The 26,381-nt window shown below is 55.8% G+C and carries 24 protein-coding genes and 1 riboswitch; of the genes, 10 read left to right on the top strand and 14 right to left on the bottom strand.

Annotated features, from left to right (window positions below; genetic code table 11):
• Window positions 1–221: 221 nt before the first annotated feature.
• From ACHZBS_RS01510 to ACHZBS_RS01500, 3 genes are read right to left on the bottom strand one after another with little or no spacing between them, the layout of a single operon-like run.
• Entirely contained in the window at window positions 222–1,577 is a 1,356-nt protein-coding gene (locus ACHZBS_RS01510) for a tetratricopeptide repeat protein (protein WP_319404773.1), read from the bottom strand.
• 4 nt (window positions 1,578–1,581) lie between these two features.
• Window positions 1,582–3,009: an L-seryl-tRNA(Sec) selenium transferase gene (selA, locus tag ACHZBS_RS01505; protein WP_319404772.1), complete on the bottom strand. Its 1,428-nt coding sequence runs from the start codon at window positions 3,007–3,009 to the stop codon at window positions 1,582–1,584.
• Window positions 3,002–4,366 (bottom strand): HDOD domain-containing protein, encoded by a 1,365-nt coding sequence (locus tag ACHZBS_RS01500; RefSeq protein WP_319404771.1) that lies wholly within the window; start codon window positions 4,364–4,366, stop codon window positions 3,002–3,004. Before ACHZBS_RS01500 ends, selA begins: the two co-directional genes overlap by 8 nt.
• 209 nt (window positions 4,367–4,575) lie before the next feature.
• Window positions 4,576–4,779: riboswitch (cobalamin riboswitch) on the top strand.
• 220 nt (window positions 4,780–4,999) lie between these two features.
• Between ACHZBS_RS01500 and ACHZBS_RS01495 the strand changes: the two genes are divergently transcribed.
• The 9 genes from ACHZBS_RS01495 (at window position 5,000) to ACHZBS_RS01455 (ending at window position 13,865) form a co-directional block, all read left to right on the top strand.
• The gene (locus tag ACHZBS_RS01495) at window positions 5,000–5,989 is read left to right on the top strand and encodes a sirohydrochlorin cobaltochelatase (RefSeq protein ID WP_319404770.1); all 990 of its coding nucleotides are present in this window, start codon (window positions 5,000–5,002) and stop codon (window positions 5,987–5,989) included.
• Window positions 5,990–6,072: 83 nt separating this feature from the next.
• Window positions 6,073–7,137 (top strand): iron ABC transporter permease, encoded by a 1,065-nt coding sequence (locus ACHZBS_RS01490; RefSeq protein WP_319404769.1) that lies wholly within the window; start codon window positions 6,073–6,075, stop codon window positions 7,135–7,137.
• Between the two features lie 2 nt (window positions 7,138–7,139).
• Window positions 7,140–7,916 carry an ABC transporter ATP-binding protein gene (locus ACHZBS_RS01485; protein WP_319404768.1) on the top strand — a complete coding sequence of 259 codons (777 nt, stop codon included), beginning with the start codon at window positions 7,140–7,142 and terminating at the stop codon, window positions 7,914–7,916.
• A gap of 11 nt (window positions 7,917–7,927) precedes the next feature.
• Entirely contained in the window at window positions 7,928–8,893 is a 966-nt protein-coding gene (locus tag ACHZBS_RS01480) for an ABC transporter substrate-binding protein (RefSeq protein WP_394707958.1), read from the top strand.
• Between the two features lie 9 nt (window positions 8,894–8,902).
• Window positions 8,903–10,312: a cobyrinate a,c-diamide synthase gene (locus ACHZBS_RS01475; protein WP_319404766.1), complete on the top strand. Its 1,410-nt coding sequence runs from the start codon at window positions 8,903–8,905 to the stop codon at window positions 10,310–10,312.
• 11 nt (window positions 10,313–10,323) lie between these two features.
• Entirely contained in the window at window positions 10,324–10,941 is a 618-nt protein-coding gene (locus ACHZBS_RS01470) for a precorrin-8X methylmutase (protein WP_319404765.1), read from the top strand.
• A gap of 98 nt (window positions 10,942–11,039) precedes the next feature.
• Entirely contained in the window at window positions 11,040–11,771 is a 732-nt protein-coding gene (gene cobI, locus ACHZBS_RS01465) for a precorrin-2 C(20)-methyltransferase (RefSeq protein WP_319404764.1), read from the top strand.
• Entirely contained in the window at window positions 11,761–12,819 is a 1,059-nt protein-coding gene (locus ACHZBS_RS01460) for a nucleoside recognition protein (RefSeq protein ID WP_319404763.1), read from the top strand. Before cobI ends, ACHZBS_RS01460 begins: the two co-directional genes overlap by 11 nt.
• Window positions 12,820–12,848: 29 nt before the next feature.
• Window positions 12,849–13,865 carry a glycoside hydrolase family 3 N-terminal domain-containing protein gene (locus ACHZBS_RS01455; protein ID WP_319404762.1) on the top strand — a complete coding sequence of 339 codons (1,017 nt, stop codon included), beginning with the start codon at window positions 12,849–12,851 and terminating at the stop codon, window positions 13,863–13,865.
• 117 nt (window positions 13,866–13,982) lie between these two features.
• On the opposite strand, the gene tsaD is transcribed toward ACHZBS_RS01455, so the two are convergent.
• Both tsaD and purM read right to left on the bottom strand, forming a co-directional pair.
• The gene (tsaD, locus tag ACHZBS_RS01450) at window positions 13,983–14,996 is read right to left on the bottom strand and encodes a tRNA (adenosine(37)-N6)-threonylcarbamoyltransferase complex transferase subunit TsaD (protein ID WP_319404761.1); all 1,014 of its coding nucleotides are present in this window, start codon (window positions 14,994–14,996) and stop codon (window positions 13,983–13,985) included.
• A 327-nt stretch (window positions 14,997–15,323) separates the two neighbouring features.
• Window positions 15,324–16,370: a phosphoribosylformylglycinamidine cyclo-ligase gene (gene purM, locus ACHZBS_RS01445; RefSeq protein ID WP_319404760.1), complete on the bottom strand. Its 1,047-nt coding sequence runs from the start codon at window positions 16,368–16,370 to the stop codon at window positions 15,324–15,326.
• Window positions 16,371–16,652: 282 nt separating this feature from the next.
• Between purM and ACHZBS_RS01440 the strand changes: the two genes are divergently transcribed.
• Window positions 16,653–17,819 (top strand): aminotransferase class I/II-fold pyridoxal phosphate-dependent enzyme, encoded by a 1,167-nt coding sequence (locus ACHZBS_RS01440; protein WP_319404759.1) that lies wholly within the window; start codon window positions 16,653–16,655, stop codon window positions 17,817–17,819.
• Window positions 17,820–18,129: 310 nt separating this feature from the next.
• Here the strand turns inward: ACHZBS_RS01440 and ACHZBS_RS01435 are convergent, their stop codons facing one another.
• The 9 genes from ACHZBS_RS01435 to ACHZBS_RS01395 form a co-directional block, all read right to left on the bottom strand.
• Complete coding sequence (locus tag ACHZBS_RS01435) at window positions 18,130–18,372, bottom strand: amphi-Trp domain-containing protein (RefSeq protein WP_319404758.1); 243 nt, start codon at window positions 18,370–18,372, stop codon at window positions 18,130–18,132.
• Between the two features lie 250 nt (window positions 18,373–18,622).
• Window positions 18,623–19,984, bottom strand: coding sequence for an adenylate/guanylate cyclase domain-containing protein (locus ACHZBS_RS01430; protein ID WP_319404757.1), 1,362 nt, complete (start codon window positions 19,982–19,984; stop codon window positions 18,623–18,625).
• Between the two features lie 331 nt (window positions 19,985–20,315).
• The gene (locus ACHZBS_RS01425; RefSeq protein WP_319404756.1) at window positions 20,316–20,966 is read right to left on the bottom strand and encodes an SOS response-associated peptidase; all 651 of its coding nucleotides are present in this window, start codon (window positions 20,964–20,966) and stop codon (window positions 20,316–20,318) included.
• Window positions 20,963–21,310, bottom strand: coding sequence for a PilZ domain-containing protein (locus tag ACHZBS_RS01420; protein ID WP_319404755.1), 348 nt, complete (start codon window positions 21,308–21,310; stop codon window positions 20,963–20,965). Before ACHZBS_RS01420 ends, ACHZBS_RS01425 begins: the two co-directional genes overlap by 4 nt.
• Window positions 21,307–21,591 carry an integration host factor subunit alpha gene (locus ACHZBS_RS01415; RefSeq protein ID WP_319404754.1) on the bottom strand — a complete coding sequence of 95 codons (285 nt, stop codon included), beginning with the start codon at window positions 21,589–21,591 and terminating at the stop codon, window positions 21,307–21,309. The genes ACHZBS_RS01420 and ACHZBS_RS01415 overlap by 4 nt, the downstream gene beginning before the upstream one ends.
• Window positions 21,592–21,609: 18 nt before the next feature.
• Complete coding sequence (locus ACHZBS_RS01410; RefSeq protein WP_319404753.1) at window positions 21,610–21,978, bottom strand: hypothetical protein; 369 nt, start codon at window positions 21,976–21,978, stop codon at window positions 21,610–21,612.
• A gap of 124 nt (window positions 21,979–22,102) precedes the next feature.
• Complete coding sequence (locus tag ACHZBS_RS01405; RefSeq protein ID WP_319404752.1) at window positions 22,103–24,661, bottom strand: PAS domain S-box protein; 2,559 nt, start codon at window positions 24,659–24,661, stop codon at window positions 22,103–22,105.
• Window positions 24,662–24,965: 304 nt separating this feature from the next.
• A complete protein-coding gene (locus tag ACHZBS_RS01400; RefSeq protein ID WP_319404751.1) occupies window positions 24,966–25,811 on the bottom strand; it encodes a hypothetical protein in 846 nt (281 codons plus the stop codon).
• Window positions 25,812–25,819: 8 nt separating this feature from the next.
• Window positions 25,820–26,284 (bottom strand): Zn-ribbon domain-containing OB-fold protein, encoded by a 465-nt coding sequence (locus tag ACHZBS_RS01395; protein WP_319404750.1) that lies wholly within the window; start codon window positions 26,282–26,284, stop codon window positions 25,820–25,822.
• Between the last annotated feature and the right edge of the window lie 97 nt (window positions 26,285–26,381).

The raw sequence follows: 26,381 nt of genomic DNA, 5'->3' as shown, positions 1-26,381 counted from the left end.
CGTAAAGCGCTTAGGATCGTAAGCGCTTTGATTGAACCGCATGGCTTGGCTTGCCCATACGCTTTTCTCAATTTCGGGTAGCGGGCAATGCGCCTGCTATTGCATCCCGTTGATCCTGAAGACCATTTAAAATAAGCATAGAAGTTCCCTTAACAACCGCCAGCAGTCAAGTTTGATAAAATCATCAGGCATTCCGCAGAGGCGGTGTTTCGACGATCCTCTCAGGAGGCCTTGGATGCCATCATGCGGTCCTGGGTCTCTTCGATCTGCGGCTGGCTCTCATGGCCTAAGGCTGCGGCCAGTTCAAACTCGGCCAGCGCATGGTCCAACCTTCCCTGGTTCAAATAAATGTGGCCCAGACGGTGCCTGAATAGCCCGTTGTCCGGGGATAGTCGGACACTTTGTTCGCACAGCACCGAAGCCACATCCAGGCTTTCCCGCCGCTCGGTATAGAGCCGACCCAGAAGCGAGAGCGATTCCGCATCGCCCGGGTTAATTTTTACAGCGCTTTTGTATGCCTGGATGGCTTCTTTGGTCAACCCCAGTTTGTCCAGACAGGCCCCGAGGCTTTTAAATGCAGGGCCGGATCGGCTGTTGGCAAGGGTGGCGGCCTCCAGGTAAGGTCTGGCTTTATCGGTTGCACCCATTTCAATATATGTCTGACCGATGTGAAAGATCACTTCGAAAACGTTGGGCTCGCAGGCATCGGCTTCTATGAAGCATGTCAGCGCCTCTTTCCGTTTTCCTGTGAGCAGAAGGATATAGCCTTTGTTGTAGATGGGCATCACTTCTTCCGGGGCCAGCCATATCGCATATTCAAAAGCGGACAAGGCATGGTTGTAGTCCTTTAATACGCCATGGCATACCCCCAGGCTGTTATGCAGGTTAACGTCTGCCGGATCGAGCAGCAATCCGTTTTTGTATTCTTCCATGGCACCGGCGATGTCTCCTGCCTGATAGTGGCGGTCCCCGCTGATGTTCAGGCTCACCGCATCGAAGACGGTAATGGTGCCGGGGCCGAAAAAACCGGCATGTTCGAGTGCTTTTTCCGCATTTTCGACAATTTGAGTGCGAGTGTAGTTCAGGGTTGGGTAAGCGGCGACGCCGATGGTAAATGGCGGGATTTTCGCGTCGGGGAAAGCGTCTAACAGCTCTCGGGCCATCACTTGACCGTCACCAGCCGTGTGATGAGGAAACACGCAGGTGAATCGATCAGAAGCGATCCTTGCCCAGGTTCCCTTATGCGCCCGGCAGAGTGTGGCAATGGATATCACTCCATCTTCCGGAATGCCTGTTTCTTTTGCGTTGTCCACTTTTACCCCGGCCGCCCAGTCAATTCTGACGGCGATAGCGCACAGCGAGGAAGCGGATGCCATGTGGGTATCGATGGCATGAATCAACCCCTGCCGGTCCAGCATGTCGGAAAAGTGGGCATTGGGGTGGGGGGCAGCGGCGTTGTCGCGGCTGGTCAATGCATTTTGTGTATCGCCGACATCAATGATGCCATCGGAAGGGGAAAAGAGGAATTCTTGTGTCGTGCTTCTATTTTTAAACAGATCCGAGGAGTGTCTTGCCATCCATTCACCTTCCCTGGGTGCCGTCGGCCAGCATGTCTGCAAATGCCTTTTCAATAATATCCAGCTCTTCTTCCTGCAGGGTCCGAGGGTCCATGATGAACCGGCCATTTTCGATTCTGCCGATAATGGGTGGATGGCTGTTGCGCATCCACCGTTCAATGGCATTGGCGGAAATTCCGTCTACGGCAATACCCAGGCAGCGACTGGGCAGGTCCAGCATCGGCAGCGAACCGCCTCCGGCCTTTGAGGAAAAATCAAGCAGTTCCACCGTGAGCCGTGCGTCGGACACCCGCTCAAGACGGGATTTTAATTCTGCAGCCCGTCCCTGGATGACGGTCAGCGGCAAGGTGAGCATTCTCAGGGTGGGGATCTGGTGGACTGCCTGCTGCTCGTCGCGATAGAGCTGCAAGGTGGCTTCAAGCGCGGCGAGGGTCATTTTGTCGATGCGCAAGGCCCGGGTCAGCGGGTTGGCTTTGATCCGATCGATGTGCGGCTTGCCGCCCAGGATGACACCTGCCTGGGGGCCGCCCAGCAGCTTATCCCCGCTGAAGGTGACTACATCCACACCGGCGGCCAGGGATTCCTGGACGGTGGGTTCCCTGGTCAGGCCGTATTTGGAAAGGTCCACCAAGGTGCCGCTTCCCAGGTCTTCCATGACAGGGATACCATGGCGTCTACCGATCGACACCAGGTCGGGCAGGGAGACGGCGGCAGTGAATCCCACGATGCTATAGTTGCTGGTGTGGGCCTTGAGCAGCAAACCCGTCTGTTCGCCGATGGCGTTCTCGTAGTCCCGGGGATGGGTTCGGTTGGTAGCCCCGACCTCTTTTAAAATGGCGCCGCTTTTGGCCATGACCTCCGGAATTCGGAATGCCCCGCCGATTTCCACCAGTTCTCCGCGGGAAACAATCACTTCGCGGCCGGTGGCCAGGGTATCCAGGCATAAGAGAACGGCTGCGGCATTGTTGTTAACGACCATGGCTGCGCGGGCTCCGCTCAACTCGCAGAGGATATCTTCCACGGCGCTGTAGCGGGAGCCGCGTCGCCCGGCTTCGAGGTCAAATTCCAAATTGGAATAGCGACTGGAGATGGCGGTCAAGTGCGCCATCACCGCCGGGGAAAGCAGGGAGCGGCCCAGGTTGGTGTGAACCACGACGCCGGTGGCGTTGACGGTGCGTTTCAACTTCAGGGCCATGATACGACCGGCCCGCATCTTTACCTCTCGTACTAGGACGCTGCGTGAAAAACAACTGCTGTCCGGCGGAATTTCCGATTTTAGAATCTGGGTCCGCAGGGCATCGATGGAAGCGCGGATGGCCGGAATCAATACCGATTTGGGGATCGGGTCGAAATGCCCTCCCTCCGCTCCATATTCGAGAATGCGGTCAACGCCGGGGAGCTGTTTCAACTGGGCCTGTTTGGTTTCATCCATCGATAGGGGTTTCCGTCGTTTCCATGGCCGGTTCGAAGACTTTTCCCGGAATCAGGTCTACGAGATCACAGAACTGACCGGGGGACAGATCTAATTTCGCCATTTGGTCGGTCAGGTGGTCTGTGCCCATGCGTTCCAGTTCGAGGCCCGGGTGGAATCTGGACATGAGTAGATCCGCCAGATAGACGATGGTGGTCAGGGGGTTGTTGTTTCTGCTCTCCTCTGGCCGGTGGTGGAATCGGATCGCATCGGTAAGGGGGGCGGGCAGTGACCATTTTCTTGCCAGTAATTCGCCAGCACGGGTGTGATCCATGCCCAGAACCCGGGTCTCCACCTCGATGATTTCGGACTGACGGTCCTGAAATTCGCGATAGAGCATCGGGTAGACACCGGCGATATACTGGTCCAGCACCACCTTGCCGATATCGTGAAGAAGCCCCGCCGTGTATGCGACGCCTGGGATGGCCTTGTTCGTCATGCCGGCAATCTTTTCCGCGATCATGGCCGTCCCGATGGCATGGTGGTACAGGCCTCCCTTGCACAGGCTATAACCATTGCCGCTCTGGCTGTAGTAGCTTTGCACGGCTGCGGAGATGACCAGCCTGATGAACAGTTCCTGGCCGAGGAACACCAGCGCATGATCCAGGGATACCACGTCGCGGCGTTTAGTGAACATTGCCGAATTGCACAACTGAAGGGTCCTGGCGCTGATGACCTGGTCTTTTTTCACCTCTTCGGCCAATTTATCGATAGGGTAAGATCCGTCCTTAATGATCCGCAGTACCTTCAGGGCCACCTGGGGAATGGGCCGTATGGATTCGATGGCTTGTTGGACGTCTGGACGTGCCGGTGGTGATTCGTCGGCATTCCTATCTGCCGCGTCGAATCCTGCCGGCCGGATGCGGCATTGCCAGCGCTGCATGTCCAGTTCAATGCAGCAGGTAAAAAAACCGCCGGTTTCCGACCGCACCACGGCAATGCCCTCTGCCTCCAGTGCCTCCAACGCTTTCTCCGCGGTTCTGCCACCGATATCCAGGCTCATGTCCCGGGGGGTCAATGGGCCCACCAGGGCGCCGCCGGCAATAACCGCCTGCATGTTCTCACGGGTGGCGCCCTGATCGAACAACTGCTTCAAAAACAAGGGCATACTGGTGGTGGCATATTTTTCAGGCTGATCCACGCTCCAGGAACTGACCGGTTCCGGCAGCAGCAGGTGGATCAGTCCCCCGACACCGGCATTCGCATCGAACACGGCCACACCGACGCAGGTACCTAAAAACGCCTGAAGCAGCTGAAGCTGCGTGTTGCCGACCTTGAAAGAGCCGGAGGCCACATGATTTTTTTTTAAAATTCCCATTCAGGGGTACCTTCCGTTTGACTGAATTTCTAACCGTAAGACATACCATTATTATTGTGCTGTTTTCAACCACGGGATGACCTTTTTCCAACTCGGCCTCCACGCAATCCGATCCACGGGCAACCCTGGCCGGGCATGCCGCATTGCTTTGCAGCAAAGGGGCCTTTTGATGGTGAAGGTTTTGGGCATTGACAGGGCAAAGCATTTAACCTACAAGCGGAGGTAAAGGTGCGTTTCGCTTAATAGGGAATCCCGTGAAAACCGGGAGCGGTCCCGCCGCTGTAACCCCTGTCCCTTTCAACTGATCGAAGGGAGTCTGCTGAGCCATAAGCCACTGTTCCGGGACCCCGGTGTGGGAAGGCGCTCAACGGATCAGGGAAGCCAGAAGACCTGCCTTGCACGGGTGCCGGAGAACTCTTCTTGGAAAAGCGTTCTCGGCCATTCACATATTGAGGGCCAAGTAAACTGGGTGCAACCCTTCAAACCGACGGACAGGTTTGAAGGGTTTTTGTTTTGGAACTCGATTTGGCCGGCGGTTGCCTGTAGGCCGGCAGGTAGCGCACGTTCAGCTCACAGGCAGCGGACCCTTGGTTGGACCGTCATGAAAGATAAAGGGTTGAAAGGAGAAAGATAATGTTCAAGCGTGTTGTCTTCGTTGTGCTGATCAATATGCTGGCTGTCCACTGGGCGCCCTTTCCGGTTTGGGCCGGTGGCGGTGGCGCCGCTGCCCGGGAGGGTGCGGCCATTGTCCTGGCCAGTTTCGGGACCACCGTACCCGAGGCTGTCGGATCGATCATCAATATTAAAAAACGGGTGGAACATGCCTTTCCCGACACGCCTGTAAAAATAACCTTTACCTCCAACATTATCCGTTCGGTGTGGCAGAAACGACAGGTGGACGCGCAAAAATGGCTGGAGCAGGGCATCCCCAAAGAGGTGCTTTATGTGAAAAACGTCGTCGCCACCATCGGCGACCTCCTGGAGTCGGGCTATAAGGACATCATCGTCCAGCCCACCCATATGTTTTACATGGAACAGTCCTATGATTTAGAACAGTATGTCAATGCGTTGAGCGGCATCCGCACCATGAAGGCCAAGTGGCAGCCTTTCGGCAGACTGGTGATGGGACGTCCGGCCCTGGGGCGGCCGGGGGCCGATTACGATTATCATCGCGATCTGGAAAAAGCCGTTACCCTTCTGGAGGGTGACGTGCGTCTGGCGCGAGAGGAAGGCGCCATGCTGGTCTACATGGGCCACGGCAATGAACATTGGTCCACGGGCATCTATGCAGAATTCGCCCATCAGATGCAACAGATGTATCCGGATGTCGTCACCTGTGTGGGTGTGGTGGAGGGATTCCCGGGGGTCGATCAGGTGTCCGTCTGCCTGAATGCTTTCAAAAAGGGGAAAGTGGTCCTTAAGCCCTTTATGATTGTCGCCGGCGACCATGCCATGAACGATATGGCTGGCAATGAGGCGGACTCCTGGAAAAGTGTGCTCGCCCAGGCGGGTTTCGAAGTGATGCCGGTGCTCGAAGGATTAGGATCCAACGATGCCTTTGCGGACATCTTCGTGTCCCATATCAAGGATGCGGCCAGTGATGCCGGCATCGCGTTGAAATAGGACCAATGTAAAAAAAAGACCATCCCATTGCGTTCTATGAACCGGGCGCTGGGGGAAAGAATCCGATAAAAGCTAAAACGACCATGTTTACTGTCTCGTCCAATACTTCTCCCCATCGCTTGCAGGACCACAGCTTTCTCATTGCCGGCTTGTTGGTCCTGGCATTGCTGATGACCGTCAGCCTGTCGGCCGGTATGGGATATATGAAGATCGCCTGGGCGGATGTGCTGCGGGTGGTGAGCGGCAGCCTGACGGGAAACGCGGGACTGATCGCCGACGTGGACGAATTGACCCGGGTCATTGTCATGGAGGTTCGTCTGCCGCGCATCCTCACTGCCGCCGCCGTAGGCGGCGGGCTGGCCATGTGCGGCGTGGTTTTTCAGGGCATCCTGCTCAATCCCCTGGCAGATCCATACACTTTAGGGGTCTCTGCCGGTGCCGCCTTTGGTGCCGCCCTGGCCCTGCTGCTGAACGTGACCGCGGCAGGTATCTACAGTGTGCCGGTGTGCGCGTTTATCGGTGCGACCACCACGTTGATGCTGGTCGTCTACCTCTCCTCGTCTGCAGGCGGCGCCAATGCCAACAACCTGATCCTTTCGGGCATCATCGTGGCGGCCATCCTTTCCGCCGGCATCAGCTTCCTGAAATTCGTGGCCGATGAACAGGTGTCGGTGATCATCTTCTGGCTCATGGGTAGTTTTGCTTCGAAAACCTGGACCGATGCGGGCCTGTCCAGCGCCTTTCTTTTTATCGGACTATTGGTTTTCGTCTTTTACGCCCGCGATCTGAACCTGTTGTGTCTGGGGCGACGGGCGGCCGCATCGCTGGGTGTGGACGCCCGCCGGGTCCCATGGATCCTGCTCGTTACGGCCTCGCTGGTGGCGGCGGCCTGCGTGTCCGTTTCGGGAATCATCGGTTTTGTGGGGCTGCTGGTTCCTCACATGATGCGTGCCCTGGTCGGGCCGGACAACCGTCGCCTGCTGCCCCTGTCCCTTTTCAGTGGGGCGATCCTGCTCCTGTGCGCCGATACGGTAACCCGGGCCGTACTGCCCCATGAAATACCCATCGGCGTGCTTACGGCGCTGATCGGCGGTCCCTTTTTCTGCTACCTGTTTCGCAAACGCCAGACCGGTGGAAAGGGGTTCTAACCGTGGGGTTTTCACTTTGCGGCATCGGTTTCGCCCATCCGGGCAAAATCATTTTCGAGGGTTTGGACCTGGACCTGCCTACCAGCCGTTTCACCGGAATCATCGGCCCCAACGGCTGCGGCAAGACCACACTGCTGGACCTGATCTGCCGGCATATCAAGCCCCATCAAGGCTACATCCAATATGCGGACAGGCCTCTGGACGAATACGGCAAACGGGCACTGGCCAGGCAGATCGCGCTGGTGCCCCAGGATTACGGCATCAATTTCCCCTTTACCGTCGAAGAGGTGGTTTTTATGGGGCGATACCCCCATACGTCCCGATTCGGCTCGCCCTCCTCGGAAGATGTGGATCGGGTGGCCCGGACCATGGCTGATTGCGATGTGGTTTCATTAAAAGATCGCCCTATCACGTCGCTGAGCGGGGGCGAGCGCCAGCGGGTGATTTTTGCCCGGGCACTGGCCCAGGATACCCCGGTGCTGGTCCTGGACGAAGCTACGGCCAACCTGGACGTCCGCCATACCCTGACGCTGCTGGATCATGTGGCCGGTCTGGTCCAGATGGAACAGCGGACGGTGATTGCCGTGTTTCAGGATCTGAATCTGGCATCGGCCTACAGCCAGGACATCGTCATGGTTAAAGCGGGCCGGGTGGTGGCTGCCGGCCCTACGGCAGAGGTGTTTACCCCGCAGAATCTGAAAGAGGTATTTGACGTTCATGCCCGGGTGGCGGTTGACGATTTTACCGGACGGCTGCAAGTCCGATATAAAAGATTCTGATTGGGGATTTCATGGATTTAGGAATGGAAGCATTGAAAGGGAAAACCTTCATTTGCAGCGTGTTGATCGCATGCCTGTTTTGGGGGAGCGCAGGCCTTGCCGCTGATTTCCAGATGGATGAAGACGTGCGGCAAAACGCCCCCTATGGGCGCATCATTTCCCTTTACGGTGCGCATACGGAAAACTTGCTGGCGATGGGTGCGGCCGCCCAGCTTCTTGGCATCGATGGTCAGTCGGCCCACCTGCCCGGAGCCGAGGGAAAGCCGATTTTTTCCTATCATGACGACCCGGAGCGGTTTCTGGCTGCCCGTCCGGACCTGGTGCTGATCCGTCCCATGATCGACCGCGGGTACCCTCGGTTGGTGGAACGTCTGAAGCAAAGCGGGATACAGGTGGTGTCTGTGCAGCCCACCACCGTGGAACAGCTGGAAGATTACTGGCGCCTGTTGGGACAGCTCAGCGGAAGAGAAGCGCAAGCCGACGGCATGCATCGTTCTTTTAAGATGGCGGTGCTTGACTTCAAACGGTTGTCCGCGCAGGTGGAAAACCACCAGCGGGTCTACTTCGAGGCCATCCACCGCAAAATGAAAACGTTTACGCCCCGGGCCATGGCCATTTTTGCCCTGGAAACCGCGGGCGGCATCAATGTGGCCGCCGACGCGCCGGTGCGGACAAACAACAACATTGCCGTATATGGAAAGGAGCGGCTGCTCTCCCATGCCGCCGATATTGATGTTTTCCTCTCCCAGCAAGGTGCCATGAACCAGACCTCCGTGGAGACCATTATGGCTGAGCCGGGATTTGGCGCCATCAAGGCCATCAAAACAGGGCAGGTGTTCCAGGTGGACGAAATGATCGTTTCTCGCCCTACCCTGGGACTGTTGAAAGGGATTTACCGAATCGGCTGTCTGCTCTATCCGGGTGTATATTGTTCGGCGGGGCGGAACATACTGGCCTCTGCCGGCATGGGCGGCTGAAGCCTATTAATGAGGATCGAAAGGGAGGCTGTTATTAAAGGTATCGTCATCGCCGGTACCCACAGCGGGTCAGGCAAAACCACCATTACCCTCGGTTTGATGGCTGCGCTCGCCGCCAGGGGATACACCGTTGCGCCTTTCAAGGTGGGGCCGGATTTCATCGATCCCGGTCACCACAGCCGGGTTGCCGGACGGGTCAGTCGCAATCTGGACGGCTGGATGCTCTCCAAGGCCTACAACCTGGAGACCTTTGCCAGGCACACCCTCGACGCCGATATCGCCGTGGTGGAGGGAGTGATGGGTCTGTATGACGGCTACGACGGGCGCAGCGAAGCCGGATCCACCGCCCAGATGGCCAAATGGCTGGGCCTGCCGGTGGTGCTGGTGGTGGGCGCGCGTTCCATGGCCCGCAGCGCCGCCGCCCTGGTGCAGGGATTTGAAGGCTTTGATGATGCGCTGTCCTTTGCCGGAGTGATGTTCAATCACCTGGGCAGCGACCGCCATCTGGGTTACCTGAAAGAGGCCATGGACGGCCACGTGCGCATGCCGGTGCTGGGCGGCCTGATGCGCGATGCGGCCATCGCCATTCCCGAGCGGCATTTGGGGCTGGTAACCCGTGAGGATCACGATCTTTCTGATGAACCTCGCAGTCGTCTGGCCGGGGTGATTGAGAGTCAGATAAATCTCGATCAATTGATTCGGATACTCCCGGAGATTGATTGTCAGGGGAGGGCGGCTATACCCTCAAACGCGGTGAAATTGACTGATGTGCGCATCGGCGTGGCCCGGGATGCCGCCTTCTGCTTCTATTATCCGGACAACCTCGAGTTGATGGAAGCGAATGGTGCCCGTCTGGTTTATTTTTCACCCCTGTCGGACAGCCGGCTGCCGGAAGGCCTGGATGGGCTTTATTTCGGCGGAGGTTATCCGGAGCTGCACGCAGGAACCCTGGCCGATAACCGTTCGTTGCGGCAGGAAATCCGGCACTTGAGCCGGATGAATATGCCCATATACGGCGAGTGTGGCGGATTCATGTACCTGTGCCGGGAGATGGGTGACACCGCGGGCAACGCCTTTTCCATGACCGGTTGCCTGCCCTTTGCCACCCGTATGCTCGGTCGGCTCAAGGCCTTGGGATACCGGGAAATCGCTCAGACGCAGGCAACGGTGCTGGGACCGGTCGGACAGATCATGCGGGGACATGAATTTCACTATTCCACCATCACCGGTGGAACTGTGGATGGGACCGGGGCCTATCGGATGACTGACCGGGCCGGTATGGACAAGGCAGCCGAAGGTTTTGTGGCCCACCAGACCCTAGGCAGTTATGTACACCTGCATTTCGGAAGCTGCCCGCAAGCAGCCAGGCATTTCGTGTTCGCATGCGGCCGGTGGGCTGCCGAAAATAAAAAAAGATAAAGGAACCGTTCATGAAACCGCATGAGATCGAACGATTGAGTTTTCAGATCATCGACAGCGAAGCCGGCGTCCACGACTTCTCACCCGATCAGTGGTCGGTGGTACGCCGGGTGATCCATACCAGCGCTGATTTTGAATGGCAGGAGATGATCCGCCTGCATCCGCAGGCCATTTCCTCCGGCGTGGCTGCGATTCGTCAAGGATGCCCTATCATCACCGATACCAATATGGCGCGGGCAGGTATCCGCCAGCGGGACCTGACGCCGTTCGGCGCCACGGTCGCTTGCTATATGACTGATGAACGGGTGGCCGAGATGGCCGAGAGGAAAGGAATGACAAGGGCCAGGACGGCCGTAGACATAGCCGCACCGGATCTTGACGGCGGCATCTGCGTGGTGGGCAACGCTCCCACGGCCCTGCTGCGGCTGATCGAGCTCATGGACCAGGGTAAGGTGCGGCCAGCCCTGGTGGTGGGGCTGCCGGTGGGGTTCGTCAATGCCGCCGAATCCAAAGCCCTGCTGCTGGATTGCGATGTTCCCTATATTACCAATGTGGGTCGCAAAGGCGGCTCCAATGTGGCTGCAGCCGTGGTCAATGCGCTGATCGTCCTGGCCGGTGAGGAGCAATAGGCCGGAACTGGTTTTCTCAAACCGGCGATGCAGCCATTGCACCCCATACCAGCGCTGAACGACTTCAGTCTGACAACCTTTTTAGAACAGGCGACACCATGAATACGTTGACATACGGAACGCTTTACGGCATCGGCGTGGGGCCCGGTGATCCGGATCTGATCCCCCTCAAATCAGTCAAGATCCTCAAGCGGGTTGATGTAGTCTTCGCGGCATCCTCCACGAAAAATGCCCACAGCCAGGCGGTCACGATTGCCGCTCCGCATCTCCCCGAAAACAGCGACGTTCGTTTGCTGCCCTTTCCCATGACCAAGGATCAGGCCGAAAAAGAGGCCTGCTGGCAAGCTCATGCGCGTACCATCATCAACGAACTGGAAAGGGGCCGCGATGTGGCGTTTCTCACCTTGGGAGACTCGCTGACCTACGCCACTTACGGATATGTGCTGAAGCATGTGATGGCACTGGCGCCCGGAGCGCCGGTGGTCACCGTTCCCGGCATTACTGCCTATCAGGCTGCCGCCGCCCGGGTGAACCGCCCCCTGGTGGAGGGTGAGGAGTCTCTGCTGGTGTTGTCCGGCGTGGAGGGAGGGCAACGCCTGCGCCAGTTCTCTGAAATTGTGGATAACGTGGTTTTTATGAAGGCCTATCGCAACGCCGGAGATATCACGGATGCTCTGGAAGAAAAGCACATGCTTGAAAACAGTGTGGCGGTGGCCAACTGCTGCCTGACCAACGAAGAAGTGATTGAAGATATCAAAACATTGAAGCAGCGCAAGCCGGGATACTGGACCCTGATCCTTGCCAAGAAAAACCACGACCATGAAGAATAATGAGTCCCGGCTGCCCTATAAGGCCCTGGCAGTTTCCGCGGCTCTATCCATTCTGGTCGTCGGCTGGGGATGGCTGAACCTGGAGACGCTGACCATCGGGCGGCTGGCTGTACGGTTGCTATGGCCCCTGGGGCGCCTGCTCGTTTTTATTACCCTGGGGCTGGTGGTGGGGCAGACCATCGAGGCCACCGGGTGGACCCGGAAACTGGCCGTGGTGGCGGCTCCGCTGTTCCGTTTCAGCAATCTGGGGGATCGCTGTTCGGCTGCTTTCACGACATCTTTCTTTTCCGGTGTGGCTGCCAACGCCATGCTGTGGGAGTTTTTCAAGGATGAGAGGATTACCCGCCGGCAATTGTTTTTGGGCAACCTCATGAACCAAATTCCGGCCTATTTCCTCCACCTGCCGACTACCTTTTTTATTGTCATTCCCCTTACCGGGTGGGCCGGGGCGCTTTACTTTTTACTTACCTTTATCGCCCTGGTGGTCAGGACTGTGCTGGTGATGCTATACGGACGCTCGTTCTGCCAATCGGATAGCGTCTCGCAAGATACGGGTAGCCGGACGCACAAACCACTGGAAACGGGGCGGGCGGAAAAGGATGTTTTTCAGGTGATAAAAAAACGTCTGCCCGGACGGATAGTCCGTATCGCCGTATATGTAGTGCCTATCTATACCCTGGTTTTCATGATCAACGCTATGGGTGGGTTTGATGCGGCCCGGCAGTGGATAGCCCGTTTCGTGGTCACCCGCGTGCTGCCGGTGGAATCGCTGTCGGTGATTATCTTAAGCTTTGCCGCTGAATTCACTTCCGGTTTCGCTGCTGCCGGTGCCCTGATGGAAGCCGGTGTATTGACCATCAAGCAAACCGTGATCGCCCTGCTGGCGGGAAACATCGTGGCTTTTCCCATCCGCGCGTTGCGCCACCAGCTGCCCCGGTACATGGGAATCTTCTCACCGGCCATGGGTTTCCAGCTGCTGCTTCTCGGCCAGGGGCTGCGTGTAGTCAGCCTGGTGGTGGTCGGGGTGGTTTATTACTGGCTTTTTTAAAGAAGCCAAGGATTCTGGAAAAGAGAACCATGCATCCATCCGAAAATGAATTTATGGCCGGCCAGCGCCTGATGGTGGGCTTCGACGGAACCGACTTTAACGATGACTTGGAAGTCCTCATTGGTACCCTGAAGGTGGGAGGCCTGATTCTTTTTTCCCGCAACCTGGACACCCCGGAGCAGATCCGACAGTTGTGCCGTGACTGCCAGGAATGCGCCGGCAGGTATGGATTGCCGCCGCTGTTCATTGCCATCGATCAGGAGGGGGGGGCGGTGGCCCGGCTCAAACCGCCCTTTACCCAGTTTCCGGGAAATCCGGCCATGCGGCATCCCGAGGACGCGGCCCACTTTGCCCGGATAACGGCCATGGAACTCAAACCTTTGGGGATCAACATGAATATGGCGCCGGTATTGGACGTCGCCCCGGAAGGGGGCAACAGCATCATGGCCGGCCGCGTCTTCGGCGGTGATCCGGATTGGGTCGCAAAAATGGGAATGACGGTGATCGACCATCTCCAACGGCGCGGGATCATGGCGGTGGCCAAGCATTTTCCCGGCATCGGACGCACCGTCCTGGACAGTCACCTGGCCCTGCCGGACCTTGAGATCGATCCAAAGATGCTGACCGATTTCGATCTGATCCCTTTCGAATCCGCCATCCGGGGAAACGTAGCCGGCATTATGCTCTCGCATATCCGTTACACCGGCATCGATCCGGTGTGGCCGGCCAGCCTGAGCCCGGCCATTACGGCAGACCTGCTGCGGCGAAAGATGGGATACAACGGGGTCGTGATGACCGATGACCTGGACATGGGAGCCATTAAACCCAGCCACGATATCGACACCGCCATCAGCCAGATCCTGAGCGCCGATGTTGACATCGCCCTGATCTGCCACAAAGGCCCGGATATCCAAACGGCCTGCGAGAAAATTCGCAAGTCCCTCACCGACAACAAGGATCTCCGGCAGAGGGGACGGCAGTCGGTGGAACGGATTCTGCGGTTGAAACGGGGATACCTGAGCGGGGCCTGGGAGTCGATATTTTAAGGGTAGGGGATCGGGATGTCGAGGCTCGAAGACAAGGGACGGATGCCTGAAGCCGGACAGAGGATTTTTTTAGTAGATACCGATGGTCGACAGGTTCAACGAATTCAACATTTTCCTCTATCCGCTGATCGGTCTGAATTTCGCCCGCGAGTAGACATCGTCCTCCATGACGGAACGTTCGCCGGCATTAAGCCGGTAATAGCCTACCGCAGCGACCATGGCGGCGTTGTCGCCGCACAGGTCGATGGACGGGATGTGAACGGTCATGCCGGCTTCGTCCGCATCCCGGGTGACGGTTTGCCGCAGCCCCCGGTTGGCCGCCACACCTCCCACCACGGCCAGATGGCGGCAGCCTTTTTCCCTTGCCGCCTGGATGATCTTGTATGACAGCACCTCGACCACTGCGGCCTGAAAGCCCGCGGCGATGTGGGCCTGATCATCCCGGTAAGTTTCCGGGTGGGTCTGGATATACCGGCTGACCGCAGACTTGATGCCACTGAAGGAAAAATCGAACCGGTCTTTGTCGAGAAACGGCCGGGTGAAAAAAACCTTGTCCGGATCGCCCTGGGCTGCCAGTCGATCGATCACCCCCCCCCCGGGATAGCCCAATTCCAGCATCTTGGCCACTTTGTCGTAGGCTTCACCGGCCGCGTCATCCCGGGTCTGCCCCATGGGGTGAAACTTTCGGTGGGAGGTGACATGGTAGATGCTGGTGTGACCCCCGGAGACCAGCAGCGCCACGAAGGGGAAGGGGGGCGGCTCCGGTTCAAGGAACACGGAATTGATATGTCCCTCCAGATGATCTACGCCGATCCATGGGATTCCATGTCCGTAGGCAAAGCCCTTGGCAAAGGAGAAACCGACCAGCAGCGACCCGACCAGACCGGGGCCCTGGGTGACAGCCACGCCGTCGATTTGGTCTGCCGTGAGGCCTGCCTTGGCAACGGCGCCGGTGACAACGGGAACGATGGCTTCGATGTGTTTTCGGGAGGCCAATTCCGGCACCACGCCGCCGTATGGGTGGTGGACGGCCACCTGGGAGGCAACAACCGAAGAGAGTACCTGGTGTCCGTCGCGCACTAGGGCGGCTGCCGTTTCGTCGCAGGATGATTCTATGCCAAGCACAATCATGGTCGTTTTCCTGATCGATTCATCGTTGCCGATAGCCGGCTTTCAATAAAAAAACCGAAACGGCGGCCATCTGGACCGGCTGTTCCGGCTTAAGCGGTTATGTCAGTCGTTGATGGGCTATCGCTGATCTTTCTTCCGCCTGTATTGCTCCGAACCGGAGCGTCGCGCGCCGGGTGCTCAGGTATTGCAGACCGGATGCTTTTTCTGGCCCTCGGCGATCCATTCGAACAGACGGGAGATGGACGCTATGATTTTTTTTAACATGGATACTCCCATCAAATGCGGTCTGATGTCGGAAACCCGATTTCCGGCTTCCGTCCTCGGGCTTTATACCAACTGCACCCGGGTCCGGGCGTTCTTACGGGTTTTGGTCACTTCGCCGATGGCCCAGGCTGTTTCACCGCTGCCGGTCAGGCGGTTGAGAACCTCCTGAACGTTTTCTTCGGGAACCACCGCTACCAGCCCGACCCCGTTATTGAAGGTGCGCATCATCTCCTTTTCATCCACATTGCCCGCTTCCTGCAAAAACGGAAAGATGGGCGGGATGTCCCAGGAGCCTTTTTTTATGGCGATGCCGCAGGCCTGGGGAATGACCCGGATGATATTGTCCATGATACCGCCGCCGGTGATGTGCGCCAGCCCCTGGATGGGCAGATCCCTGACCAGCGACTGGATGGTTTCCGAGTAAATCCGGGTCGGGGTGATCAACGCTTCTCCCAAGGTTTCACCCAGTTCCGGAACATGGCTGTCCACCTTCAGTCCCAGCACGTCGAAGCAGATTTTGCGTACCAGCGAATAGCCATTGCTGTGCAGCCCGTTTGAGGCGATGCCGACGATCTGGTGGCCGGGTCGGATTTCAGAGCCGTCGACGATTTTGCTGTTGTCTACGATACCTACCGCAAAACCGGCCAGATCGTATTCGTTGTCTTGGTAAAAACCAGGCATTTCGGCGGTTTCTCCGCCGATGAGTGCGCAATTGGCCTGGATGCAACCCTCGCCGACGCCCTTGATAATGTCGGTGACTGTCCCGGTCTTCAGCTTTCCCGTGGCCAGGTAGTCCAGGAAAAACAGGGGTCTTGCACCCTGCACAGCAATATCGTTCACGCACATGGCCACCAGGTCGATGCCCACTGTGTCGTGGCGGTTCATGAGGAATGCGATCTTCAGTTTGGTGCCCACCCCGTCCGTGGAACTGACCAGTACGGGGTTTTCCATGTTGGCGGTATTCAGAGAGAACAAACCGCCGAATCCGCCGATCTCACCCATGACACCGGTTCTTCGGGTTTTCCTGGCAATTTTTTTTATCGTATCGACGAGGCGGTCCGCCTTGTCGATGTCGACGCCGGCATCGGCGTAGGTCAGCTTTTTCTTCATTCAAGCACTCCTGGCGTATATTCGGCTGGTTGAAAAACACCCGTAAAGCTAATCTGAACCCGCCGAAAAGTCAAACCCAATCAGAAGATGCCAACGGGGTAAAGTCCCTGGAAACCGGCACAACGGGTTCCAGGTCCATTAGGGTGCGAAAGGCGCATGGCCTTCTCTGCCGAACCCCTGCCGATACCGCCAATAATTTTTTGACAATTTCGGCCGACTATTATACTTATCCTCTAAATTCAGGTACTTTCTAACAGGCAGTTGAAAAAAAAGGAATGAATCATGACCCGATTTGCCCGGTTGGACCGTTTGCCACCCTATGTGTTTGCCACCGTCAACCAGATCAAGATGGAAGCTCGGCGCGCCGGAGAAGACATCATCGACCTGGGCATGGGCAATCCGGATATCGGTACGCCTCAGCACATTGTGGACAAACTCACCGAAGCGTCCCAGAATCCCCGGAACCATCGTTATTCGGCATCCATGGGCATTACCAAGCTGCGCATGGCCATCAGCGACTGGTACAAGCGCCGCTATGATGTGGACATCGATCCGGATAATGAGGCTATTGTCACCATCGGTGTGAAGGAGGGGATGTCCCACCTGATCCTGGTGACCATCCGGCCTGGCGATGTGGTGTTTGCCCCTAACCCCACCTATCCCATCCATCCCTACTCTTCCATTATCTCCGGCGGCGACGTTCGGGGAATCCCGGCAGGGCCCGATCAGGATTTTTTTGAAAACCTGATCCAGGCCACCAAGCAGACCTGGCCCCGGCCCAAGGTGCTGGTGCTCAGCTATCCCCACAACCCCACCACCGAGGTGGTGGACCTGGATTTCTTCCAGCGGGTGGTGGATTTCGCCAAGGCCAACGACATCATGGTAATCCATGATTTTGCATATGCCGATCTGACCTATGACGGATACCAGGCCCCCAGTTTTCTTCAGGCCAAGGGAGCCAAGGATGTGGGCGTGGAATTTTTTTCCATGTCCAAAAGCTACTCCATGGCCGGATGGCGGGTGGGCTTTTGCGTGGGAAACCCAGAAACCATCTTCGCATTGAAACGGATCAAGAGCTACCTGGATTACGGTATTTTTCAGCCTATCCAGATTGCATCCATCATTGCCCTAAATGGCCCGCAGGACTGCGTGGCCGAAATTCGCGATACCTATCAATCCCGACGCGACGCCCTGATATCGGGCCTGTCCCGGGTCGGTTGGGAGATAGAAAGCCCCAAGGGCACCATGTTCGTCTGGGCCAGGATCCCCGAGCAGTACCGCAAGATGGGATCCGTTGAGTTTTCCAAGTTTCTGATCCGCGAGGCCCAGGTGGCCGTGTCTCCGGGTCTTGGCTTCGGTGAATACGGTGACGATTTTGTTCGTTTCGCCCTTATCGAAAACAATATGCGCATCAATCAAGCGGTGAGGGGCATCCGCAAAGTATTGTAGACTTCCAGACAATGATTTTGGACTGCGTTATCGGTCGTCGCGGTATGGATCATACAGATTCCTCCCTCTGGCCTTGCCAAAAACATGGTTTGAAAGTCTACATGAAGACCTGCTATCTGGGGGCGCATCTTCTCTTGTCCCAACCTGCTTGGGATAACGGCGTGTCGACGATTCCCTATTTCGGGAGCCCCAAAATCGCCCCTCGATTATTAGGGTAGTCAACCTACGTTGTGTTTGAATGCCATGGGGACGGTTGGCTCGATGCGTAATCGTCCGGGGTCAGCGTTCACACAATGATTCGTGCTGGAGGTCAGTTGGTCCATTTGGACTGAAACTCGAGTTCTTCTTCCCGACCTTCCCGTTCGTGCTCGACATTGAAGACCGCCTTGGGCGGTGCGCGAATCCGTTCGCCGGCCACCTGGATCGTAAACGGTTTGTCCGGCTCCAGGCAACTGGCCAAGCGTCGCAGCTTGGCCACGGTCTGCTTCAAGGAATAGGTTTTTACTATGTCACGGTCGGTTTTTTTTTGACATATGGGAGATCCCACAAACATTCAAACTTGGAATAGCTGCTATTATATACCGCATGGGCAAAAATAATGGCCGACCACTATATCGGGTGGTTGGCCTTTTTCGAGGATTTATTGACTTTCAATTTGCTATCACACGGAAAAAGGTTGCACAGGTTCCGTTGATGCTACAACTCATCAAAAATATGGCAGGATTCTGAAAGGTGATGATACCATATTGTCAAGCATAGGTCAGGACGGATAAGGGTATAGATGGAATGATAAAACGGTTTTTCTACAAGACCCCATAGATATCTGTTTCAATCTTCTTCCCTCTGACGGTTACCGTTCCGAAACATCGGGTATTAAACTGATTGTTCAGCGATTGATATGTATTTCCGCTGATTAGTATGTCTGAGTCAAATGTTTTGGTTAATTCCTGTATTCTTGCGGCAAGATTGACCGTATCCCCAATCATTTTATAGGAGAGCCTCGACGGCGGGCCGACAATGCCTGCAACCACCTCTCCGGTATGGATTCCGATTCCGTGCTTCAAGGGGGTATCGTTTTTTTCTTCCCAATATTGATTTAACGACATTAATTTGATTCTCATTTCCAAAGCGGATTGAATGGCACGTTCACTATGATTCTGGACCGTTGATGGGGCACCAAATACGGCTTCAATCCCATCACCGAGGTATTCGAGCACAATGCCACCGTTTTTATGAATGACTTCGGTCATTTCTGCAAAGTACGCGTTGATTTTAGCGATCACCTCCCGAGGGTGTCTGGATTCCGAATAGGTCGAAAAGTTGCGAATATCGCTAAACAAAATGGTGACGGTCCTCACTTCACCGTTTAAGGGGATTTTTCGAGACAAAATCAGATCTCTGACTTCCTCGGTTACATATCGTCCGAACGTATCACGAATGAATTCCCGTTCCTTTAAACCTTCGATCATTTGATTGGTCTGGTAGGCAATAACGCTGAATTCATCGCTGCTCACGATGGGAATTCGCGAGGCATAGTCGCCATGCTGCACTTTCTTGAGGACATTGAGTTGAAGATTAAAAAGCAGTTTGGTGTTTCGGGCGATACGATTGACGATCGAGACCCCGGACCCCAGGAGAACGATGCTGATGGCCAGCATTTTTGAGAACAGATAGTAGATATCGGTCAAGGAAAATGGACGATTCTTTTCTGTTAAAGCGACCAGGTTATTAAACAGTACATAGGCGGTGACTACCGACAAGATCACAATGATCGAAATAAGCAGGAGATTGAATTTTTTAAACATCGATGAGCCTTGAGCCGGCTGTTTTTTGATGGGCATCGGTTGTCGGACGAGTAATTCGATCAACTCTTTTTCCATTTCCAGAAAGCTGATCATTCCGACAATCAGACCCGTTACCATGAATCCAAAAAAAACAGCGAAACCATATTTCAGGGCGTCTACCAAATGGATTTGAAAGTTGACGGCCTTATATCCAAGATAGCTCAGCACGATGGTTGTGTTGACAGCCCAAATGGCGACATCGGAATAAAATTCGTAAAGCGGAATCGAAAGGACGCTGCTTTCGGTATTGGCAGAGGAGGTTCTTAATGACCGGCAATGTCGGCGAAACAGATAAATTCGAAATGGCAGGGTGATCGCCATGGCGACACTCATCAGGCAAAGGACCTTTAGATTCCCGAGGCCCTTATGGACGGGTCAGACCTGCTCCCCGTAGAACAACAGGATAGGAACAAAGATCAGATATCGTATAATAATGCCTGTCATATCGGCCACCTGTTTTCAGCTATTGTCGCTTCTTTCGCCCTGCGATCCGGGCGTCTCGGCAATCTCGGTGCGTCACCGTATTTACGAACAGGGGCACTTCGGCGATTGCCCAATGCAGATGCGAATGCAGCCCGTAAGCGAATAACTCAAGTCAAATCGTCGGCATTGAGATAAAAGGGGCCGAACCCCAATGTTGCGATAAACCATCCTATGCTTTGGCGCCTGGTTCCAAGGGCCGTATGTTGCCTGGTCTATTGTTTTTTATCGAATTGACCTGTTTGGACACGGGAACGCTTTTGAGTTTGGTATAGACTCGGTTCTTGATGATATCCTGGAGTAACCGGATATCCTGGTTGTTCCGATCGAGCCAAGGACCGAAGGCTTCCGGTTTGAGGATGACCGGCATCCGGTTGTGTATCGGCATGACAGATCTACTGGCTTCTCGGGTAAGGATCGTGCCGGAGCGATAGGGGGTTGTCTCTTTTCCCCTGTCATTCCAGGTTTCCCACAGGCCTGCAAATGCGAATGGGCGACCATCGGGCAACGAAAGGAACATTGGCTGATTTTGTCCCTTTTCCCTCTTCCACTCGTAAAAGCCATCGGCGAGGATCAAGCACCTTCGCCACTTGAATGCCGTGCGAAAGCTGGGTTTGGTTGACAGGGTTTCAGACCGTGCGTTAATCATCCTGCTGCCATGGGTCGCATCGTTGGCCCAGAACGGGACCAGGCCCCAATGAAGTTTCTCCAGGTGGTTCTGTTCGTCATGCCGGGTCATGGCAAGGATTTCTTGGGTGGGAGCGACGTTGTAGTTGGGCGTAACATCGACGTTGGCCACGTCGATGGGGAAGTATTTAATCAATTCTTCAAGTCTTCGGAAACCAACGAATCTTCCGCACATTTCGGCCCCCGGTCATCTTTGTTGAAAAGCTTCTCGTCAATGGGTTCATTGAACATCACCGCAAAGCCCGTAGTATTGCAGCGCACCACTTTACCCATCAGGCTGAACCTTTTTTTGAACGCAAAAATCGGGAATTGCAGGTTAATGGGCCGTCCCTGATTGATCTTCCGCCTGGTGCTGACAAAGACACCGCCGGCACCAATATCTTTGATCAAATCCCGAAATGTTCCTTCTTTAACTGTATATTTGGAGCTGAATAGAGCCATGTGGCGGGGATATCGACGGTTATTGGGTACGGTATTCATTTCCCGTCCACCTTTTCCCGCAACTTTCCCGACCACTTGAAGGTCACCACCCGCCTTGGTTTCAGCATCAGATCTTCACCGGTGGCCGGATTCCGACCTTTCCGCTCTTTTTTTTCTTTCACGCAGAATTTTCCGAAGCCTGAAACAAGGACATCATCACCGGATTCCAGGGAGGCCTTGATGAGTTCAAGAAGGGATTCTGTGATTTCGACGGATTTGTTCCTGAGAAAGCCGAGTTCGGCCTGCATCCGATCTACGATGTCTTTTTTTGTCAGTGCCATGAATTGATCTCCATTCGGTTATATCCACGTCAGAATTACGGTTCCAAAGACGATGCCGATGATTCCGAACAGTCGGTTCGTCTGATCCGATACGTTCCCAAAATACCAGTCCAGCAGCCGGCTATAGACTTTTTGCGGGTCGGTGAAGGCCACGACGGCTTCGCCAAGGGCAAGCAGGGCGATTATCCGGAATACCCAGGGATGAGTGGTTGCAGATGCAGATATCAGGAACAGGATCCCAAACACTGCCGGGAGTGCTGACAGGTATTTTAGTGGGTAAGTATGAAACCAGCCTTTGATCGCATCGACGGTTTCCCGGGTATAGAGGATCAAGAAAGAACAGATGGCGATATGCCCGAAGCCAAGCAGATAGACGATCACTTTCATGGTTGCTGACTCCTCTGGTCGCTGGGGGATTGGGTGGACGCTAAGACTTTTACACGTTTGCAGAGATTCCTATTCTTGTCAAGGGGTTGCTCTGTTTTTGACTTCCTCGGCAATGCAGGAAGGGTTAAAAAGACCATTCTTTCTGACGATCCAGAAGCGATCTCAGGGCCGCGGCCAGTTCATGCGTCAGGACCGGCTTGTTGAGCAGGGTGTCTATACCGGCACCCTGGAGCTTCGATCCGGTCAATGCTGCACTGAACCCCGTACACATTACAATGGGAATGTCGCTGCGCAGCGCATTGATTGCTTTCGCCAGCGCCACACCTGTCATCTCCGGCATGGTGTAATCGGTCACCACCGCGTCGAACCTTTCAGGAGATGCGCAAAAGGCGTTATAGGCCTCAATGCTGCTGACCCGCCCAACGACCGTATAACCCAGGCTTTCCAGAATCTCCCGACTGATATCCATGACGATTTCCTCATCATCCACCAGCAGGATGGTTTCGGAACCACCGGGGCATGCCGTGGCCTGCGAAAGCATGTCAACGGTCCCGGCATCGACACGGGGGATGAACACATTGAACGTGGATCCTTCATTCGGCTCGCTATAGACCACGATGGAGCCGTTCAGATTCTTGACGATGCCGTGTACCACAGCCAACCCGAGACCGGTACCCTCTCCGCGTTTCTTGGTGCTGAAATAGGGTTCGAAGATCCGCGCTACTGTCCGGGAGTCCATACCACAGCCGGTATCGCTGATCTTCAATTGCACGTAGGCCCCCGGCAGAAGATCGATATCTTTTCGTTTCAACGAATCGTCCACCTGGAAGGGCTTCAAGGTTACGGCCAGCTTGCCGCCGGTGGCTTTCATCGCCTGGGCGGCGTTGGTGCACAGGTTCATTACCAACTGGTGGATCCGGGTGGGGTCCGCCATTACGGTTCCGGCATCATCGTCGATGGCCTCGACGAACACAATGGTAGATGGGGTGGAAACCCGTATCAGTTTCAGCACCTCTTTGACGATGGAACTGATGGTCACCGGCCGCTGTTCTTCTTTCTGCTGTCGGCTGAAGGTCAGAATCTGACCGATGAGTTCGCGTGCACGGTTGCCGGCTTCCAGTACCCGGCTGAGTCGACGGCAGAGCATCTCATCGTCCGGTGCGGCTTTCATGGAGATCTCCGTATAGCCGATAATCGCCTGCAACATATTGTTGAAGTCGTGGGCGATCCCGCCGGCCAGGGTGCCGATGGCTTGCATTTTCTGCGCCTGCATCAGCTGGTTTTCCAGGCTTTTGGTCTGGGTGAGGTCGTGGCAGAAGCAGATGACGGCCGGCCGGTCGTTCCAGTCGATGTGGACCGCATTCAGTTCCAGCCAGAGGGTTTGGGCGTGGGTATTGACGATCCTGAAGGCATACTGGTTTGGGGCGTCCTGACCGGCAATCCGTTTTCGGTGGCGGGTCATGACCATGTCACGATCCTGGGGGTGGATGAAATCGATGAGCGGTGCGTTGAGGGATGCATTGTCGTCGAAGCCAAAATAGGTTTGCGCCCTGGGGTTGGCAAAACGGATCTGTTCATCCTGGACAATGAAGATGCCGTCGTGGGCATTGTCTACCAGCAGACGGTATTTTTCTTCGGACCGGCGCAATTCCCGTTCCGCATTTTTACGTTCCGTCATATCCAGGGAAACGATGATCATCCCGTCTTCCGGTCGGGAGGCATCCACCCGCGTGGCGCAGGCAAGAACGGTCAGCGCCTTGCCGCTGCTGTGCTGCCAGGCGCATTCGATGCGCGCGATTCCGCTTCGGTGGTCCATTGGATGCAGGTCTCGCTCGAACCGGGCATGTGCATCGGCATCCGTAAACAGGGTTGCCATGGACCGGGATACCATCGCTTCTTCCCGATATCCGAGCATACGGGACAATTGGGCGTTCACCTTTTCGATAACCCCGTTTTTAACCAGGCAGATGCCTGCCGGAGCAGCCCGGAAAATGCTGTTGAGCGTGGCCTCGCGTTCGCGGATGTGATGGGTTGTCGCCATGATGGTGGCATTGGCTTCCGCCAGCTTTTGCTTCTCATCGATCAGCTGGCGCTGTTTTTGATGCAGGCCTTCCTGATAAAACCGCCGTACATTCTCGTACATGAACATCATGACGACGATGGTCAGGTACACCCAGTGGATGCGCAGACGAAAATCATCGGGATACCGGTACGCCGGGATCTGGGTATTCAGATCGGACAACAGGAAAACCAACCCCGCGAAAAAGGACAGGGACCATGCCAGTCCTTCCCGGTTTCCCAGTATGAAAAATACGGCCAGGGGGAACAGATATATCCACAGGACCTTGAAGCCGGATGCTCCGCCCACCATGGATATGTAGTAAAACAGCACAGCCAGCGCCAGAAGGCTGATCCGGCACAGGTGGACGGCGCGCTGGACGTATCGCTGGGAATAGAGCAGGCCGGAAAAAAACAGGGCGGCGCCGAAGTTGAGGCCGCTTTCCACGGTGGCGCCGTTCAGGGCGTTAAGACAGCCAAACAGGGTCAGGAGAAGTATGCCCGGCAGCAAAAAAAGGGTGAACACGAGACGCAGGAAGCGATCCTCGGCCGTGGCGCTGTTTTTATAAAATTTGGCCAAAAGCGACGAATCGAGCAGTCGATGGTAGATGTGGGCAGTTTCCATTTTTTCCTCAGGGTATAATAAATCGAAGATTATATCGGCACCTGTGGAAATAACTTGAAAAAATCGAAATCCAGAAGGCTTGCGTTGACTGCTCAGCACCGGCTCCGTGGCTCTGTTTTTGTGATGGCGCGGCGGCTGAGCCATTATGCAGTCCGTGCATTTAAGGGAAACGGGTTTGTTTTCGGCTGCAGCGTTCAGGCGAGGGTATTTCGTGTTTGAGCCAGGATGGGCGTGGACGCCCGTGGCGGTATCGATCCGGCGGCGAGGATTTCAATTGCCTTGCCGGTCAGGTGGGCAGGACCGGTCAGCAGCGTCCGGGTTGCCTGATCTGTATTCCGGCCATCGCCAGCAGTTCGGGGTAGGGTTTCCAGGCCATGGTCGTGGCCCAGCGATCCGCCGCCGTTCTCCAGCCATTGCGTTGGGCGAAGGTCGTTTCCACGCCCGGCAGGGTTCCCCCCATGATGATGATGTCTCCCGTGGCATCGTTCATGATGTCCGGCGTGAGGGCGACGGCACCAATATCGTCGATTTCCCTCCTGGCCTTACCGCGGTGGAGCCGGCCGGCGATCCGGTCCCCTATGCGATGGGGTGGATCGGACAATCCATTTAGGGGTATCTTCCCGAGATCCGTTATTCCGTCGGTGGCCAGCACGATGGCGGTAGGGGTGCCTTTCAGGGAATGGGTCACCGCCGGGTTGGGCCGCGTGCTGCGGCCGGCAAAATTCATGTCCGCCACTGTCCTGTAGCGCACCGCACCGCTGTCGGATGCCAGGATCGTTACTGATGAATCGCCGTTGTTGCTGACCATGGCCGTTGGACCGGCGCCGTTTTCCAGCAGAACTACGCAACTCAGTGTGGTTTTGTGGATAAATTGCTGGTTGGACCAGACTTGGCTGAGCAGGCTGTTGAATTCGTTTTCATCCTCCGGCGGGCCCTTTTGGCAAACCGTTGCGGCCAGCCCTTCGAGCAGCAGCCGGGATGCCTGGGGGAATCGTTCGGAAGTATCGGCCACGGCAAAGATTCCATGACGCAAATCCAGCAGCAGGCAGTCGCCGTTGCCGTATCCGCAACGAATTTTCTCCGTTCCGGTGACCAGGCAGGCGCCCAGTTTTCCGGGCAGCATGAAGGACCGTCTGAAGGGGTTGAGCATGATGGCTTCTAATCGATGATTCGAAAGCAGCGAATATCCTTGACGGTCCCTTTGCGTTCATCGGCAAAGACCGGTTCCACCCGGGCGCCGATTTTCACCCTGGATTCATCCTGGATGTCGATATAATGCTGAAAGAGGGTGTCGGCGCCATCCAGCCGGATAAAACCATAGCCATAGGGTACCGGTTTCTGCACGCCGGTTTCCGGGTCGATGAAGGCATAGCGCAGGATGGTGAATGTTCCGATGGTTCCCTGCGACCCCACCTCCACAAATTCATCCATCTCCACGAAGCAGGCACCGCACACCCGCCGTGGGGGGATGTACACCTTCCCGCACCGGGGACATTTGACGGCCATGAACCGCCGGTGGTCTCTCAGTTCCTGCAGGAATCGGCTTCCGTGAAGACCGACGGCATAATTGAAAGGCTGGCGGGCCGCACCTGATTCGATGATGACATGTTCCGTATCCGACATGATTTTCTCCATGGGGTGCTGAACGTTAAAATCGTTGGGAACGGTTGTTGGTCTGCTTGGCTGAATGGAGTTGGGCCGGTCGGTTGATCCCCCCACT

It is taken from the genome of uncultured Desulfosarcina sp., from assembly GCF_963664155.2.
Lineage (GTDB): Bacteria > Desulfobacterota > Desulfobacteria > Desulfobacterales > Desulfosarcinaceae > Desulfosarcina.
This window is presented reverse-complemented; position numbering and strand designations above follow the sequence as displayed.

What these genes read in the sequence shown, in the direction of transcription:
- ACHZBS_RS01500 (WP_319404771.1), bottom strand. Translation starts at nt 4,366, where the DNA reads ATGGGAATTTTAAAAAAAAATCATGTGGCCTCCGGCTCTTTCAAGGTC.
- ACHZBS_RS01475 (WP_319404766.1), top strand. Translation starts at nt 8,903, where the DNA reads ATGAGGATCGAAAGGGAGGCTGTTATTAAAGGTATCGTCATCGCCGGT.
- ACHZBS_RS01420 (WP_319404755.1), bottom strand. Translation starts at nt 21,310, where the DNA reads ATGAATACCGTACCCAATAACCGTCGATATCCCCGCCACATGGCTCTA.
- ACHZBS_RS01495 (WP_319404770.1), top strand. Translation starts at nt 5,000, where the DNA reads ATGTTCAAGCGTGTTGTCTTCGTTGTGCTGATCAATATGCTGGCTGTC.
- ACHZBS_RS01470 (WP_319404765.1), top strand. Translation starts at nt 10,324, where the DNA reads ATGAAACCGCATGAGATCGAACGATTGAGTTTTCAGATCATCGACAGC.
- ACHZBS_RS01435 (WP_319404758.1), bottom strand. Translation starts at nt 18,372, where the DNA reads ATGTTTGTGGGATCTCCCATATGTCAAAAAAAAACCGACCGTGACATA.
- ACHZBS_RS01510 (WP_319404773.1), bottom strand. Translation starts at nt 1,577, where the DNA reads ATGGCAAGACACTCCTCGGATCTGTTTAAAAATAGAAGCACGACACAA.
- ACHZBS_RS01480 (WP_394707958.1), top strand. Translation starts at nt 7,928, where the DNA reads ATGGATTTAGGAATGGAAGCATTGAAAGGGAAAACCTTCATTTGCAGC.
- ACHZBS_RS01440 (WP_319404759.1), top strand. Translation starts at nt 16,653, where the DNA reads ATGACCCGATTTGCCCGGTTGGACCGTTTGCCACCCTATGTGTTTGCC.
- ACHZBS_RS01395 (WP_319404750.1), bottom strand. Translation starts at nt 26,284, where the DNA reads ATGTCGGATACGGAACATGTCATCATCGAATCAGGTGCGGCCCGCCAG.
- ACHZBS_RS01430 (WP_319404757.1), bottom strand. Translation starts at nt 19,984, where the DNA reads ATGGCGATCACCCTGCCATTTCGAATTTATCTGTTTCGCCGACATTGC.
- tsaD (WP_319404761.1), bottom strand. Translation starts at nt 14,996, where the DNA reads ATGATTGTGCTTGGCATAGAATCATCCTGCGACGAAACGGCAGCCGCC.
- ACHZBS_RS01490 (WP_319404769.1), top strand. Translation starts at nt 6,073, where the DNA reads ATGTTTACTGTCTCGTCCAATACTTCTCCCCATCGCTTGCAGGACCAC.
- ACHZBS_RS01415 (WP_319404754.1), bottom strand. Translation starts at nt 21,591, where the DNA reads ATGGCACTGACAAAAAAAGACATCGTAGATCGGATGCAGGCCGAACTC.
- ACHZBS_RS01405 (WP_319404752.1), bottom strand. Translation starts at nt 24,661, where the DNA reads ATGGAAACTGCCCACATCTACCATCGACTGCTCGATTCGTCGCTTTTG.
- ACHZBS_RS01410 (WP_319404753.1), bottom strand. Translation starts at nt 21,978, where the DNA reads ATGAAAGTGATCGTCTATCTGCTTGGCTTCGGGCATATCGCCATCTGT.
- ACHZBS_RS01460 (WP_319404763.1), top strand. Translation starts at nt 11,761, where the DNA reads ATGAAGAATAATGAGTCCCGGCTGCCCTATAAGGCCCTGGCAGTTTCC.
- selA (WP_319404772.1), bottom strand. Translation starts at nt 3,009, where the DNA reads ATGGATGAAACCAAACAGGCCCAGTTGAAACAGCTCCCCGGCGTTGAC.
- cobI (WP_319404764.1), top strand. Translation starts at nt 11,040, where the DNA reads ATGAATACGTTGACATACGGAACGCTTTACGGCATCGGCGTGGGGCCC.
- ACHZBS_RS01400 (WP_319404751.1), bottom strand. Translation starts at nt 25,811, where the DNA reads ATGCTCAACCCCTTCAGACGGTCCTTCATGCTGCCCGGAAAACTGGGC.
- purM (WP_319404760.1), bottom strand. Translation starts at nt 16,370, where the DNA reads ATGAAGAAAAAGCTGACCTACGCCGATGCCGGCGTCGACATCGACAAG.
- ACHZBS_RS01455 (WP_319404762.1), top strand. Translation starts at nt 12,849, where the DNA reads ATGCATCCATCCGAAAATGAATTTATGGCCGGCCAGCGCCTGATGGTG.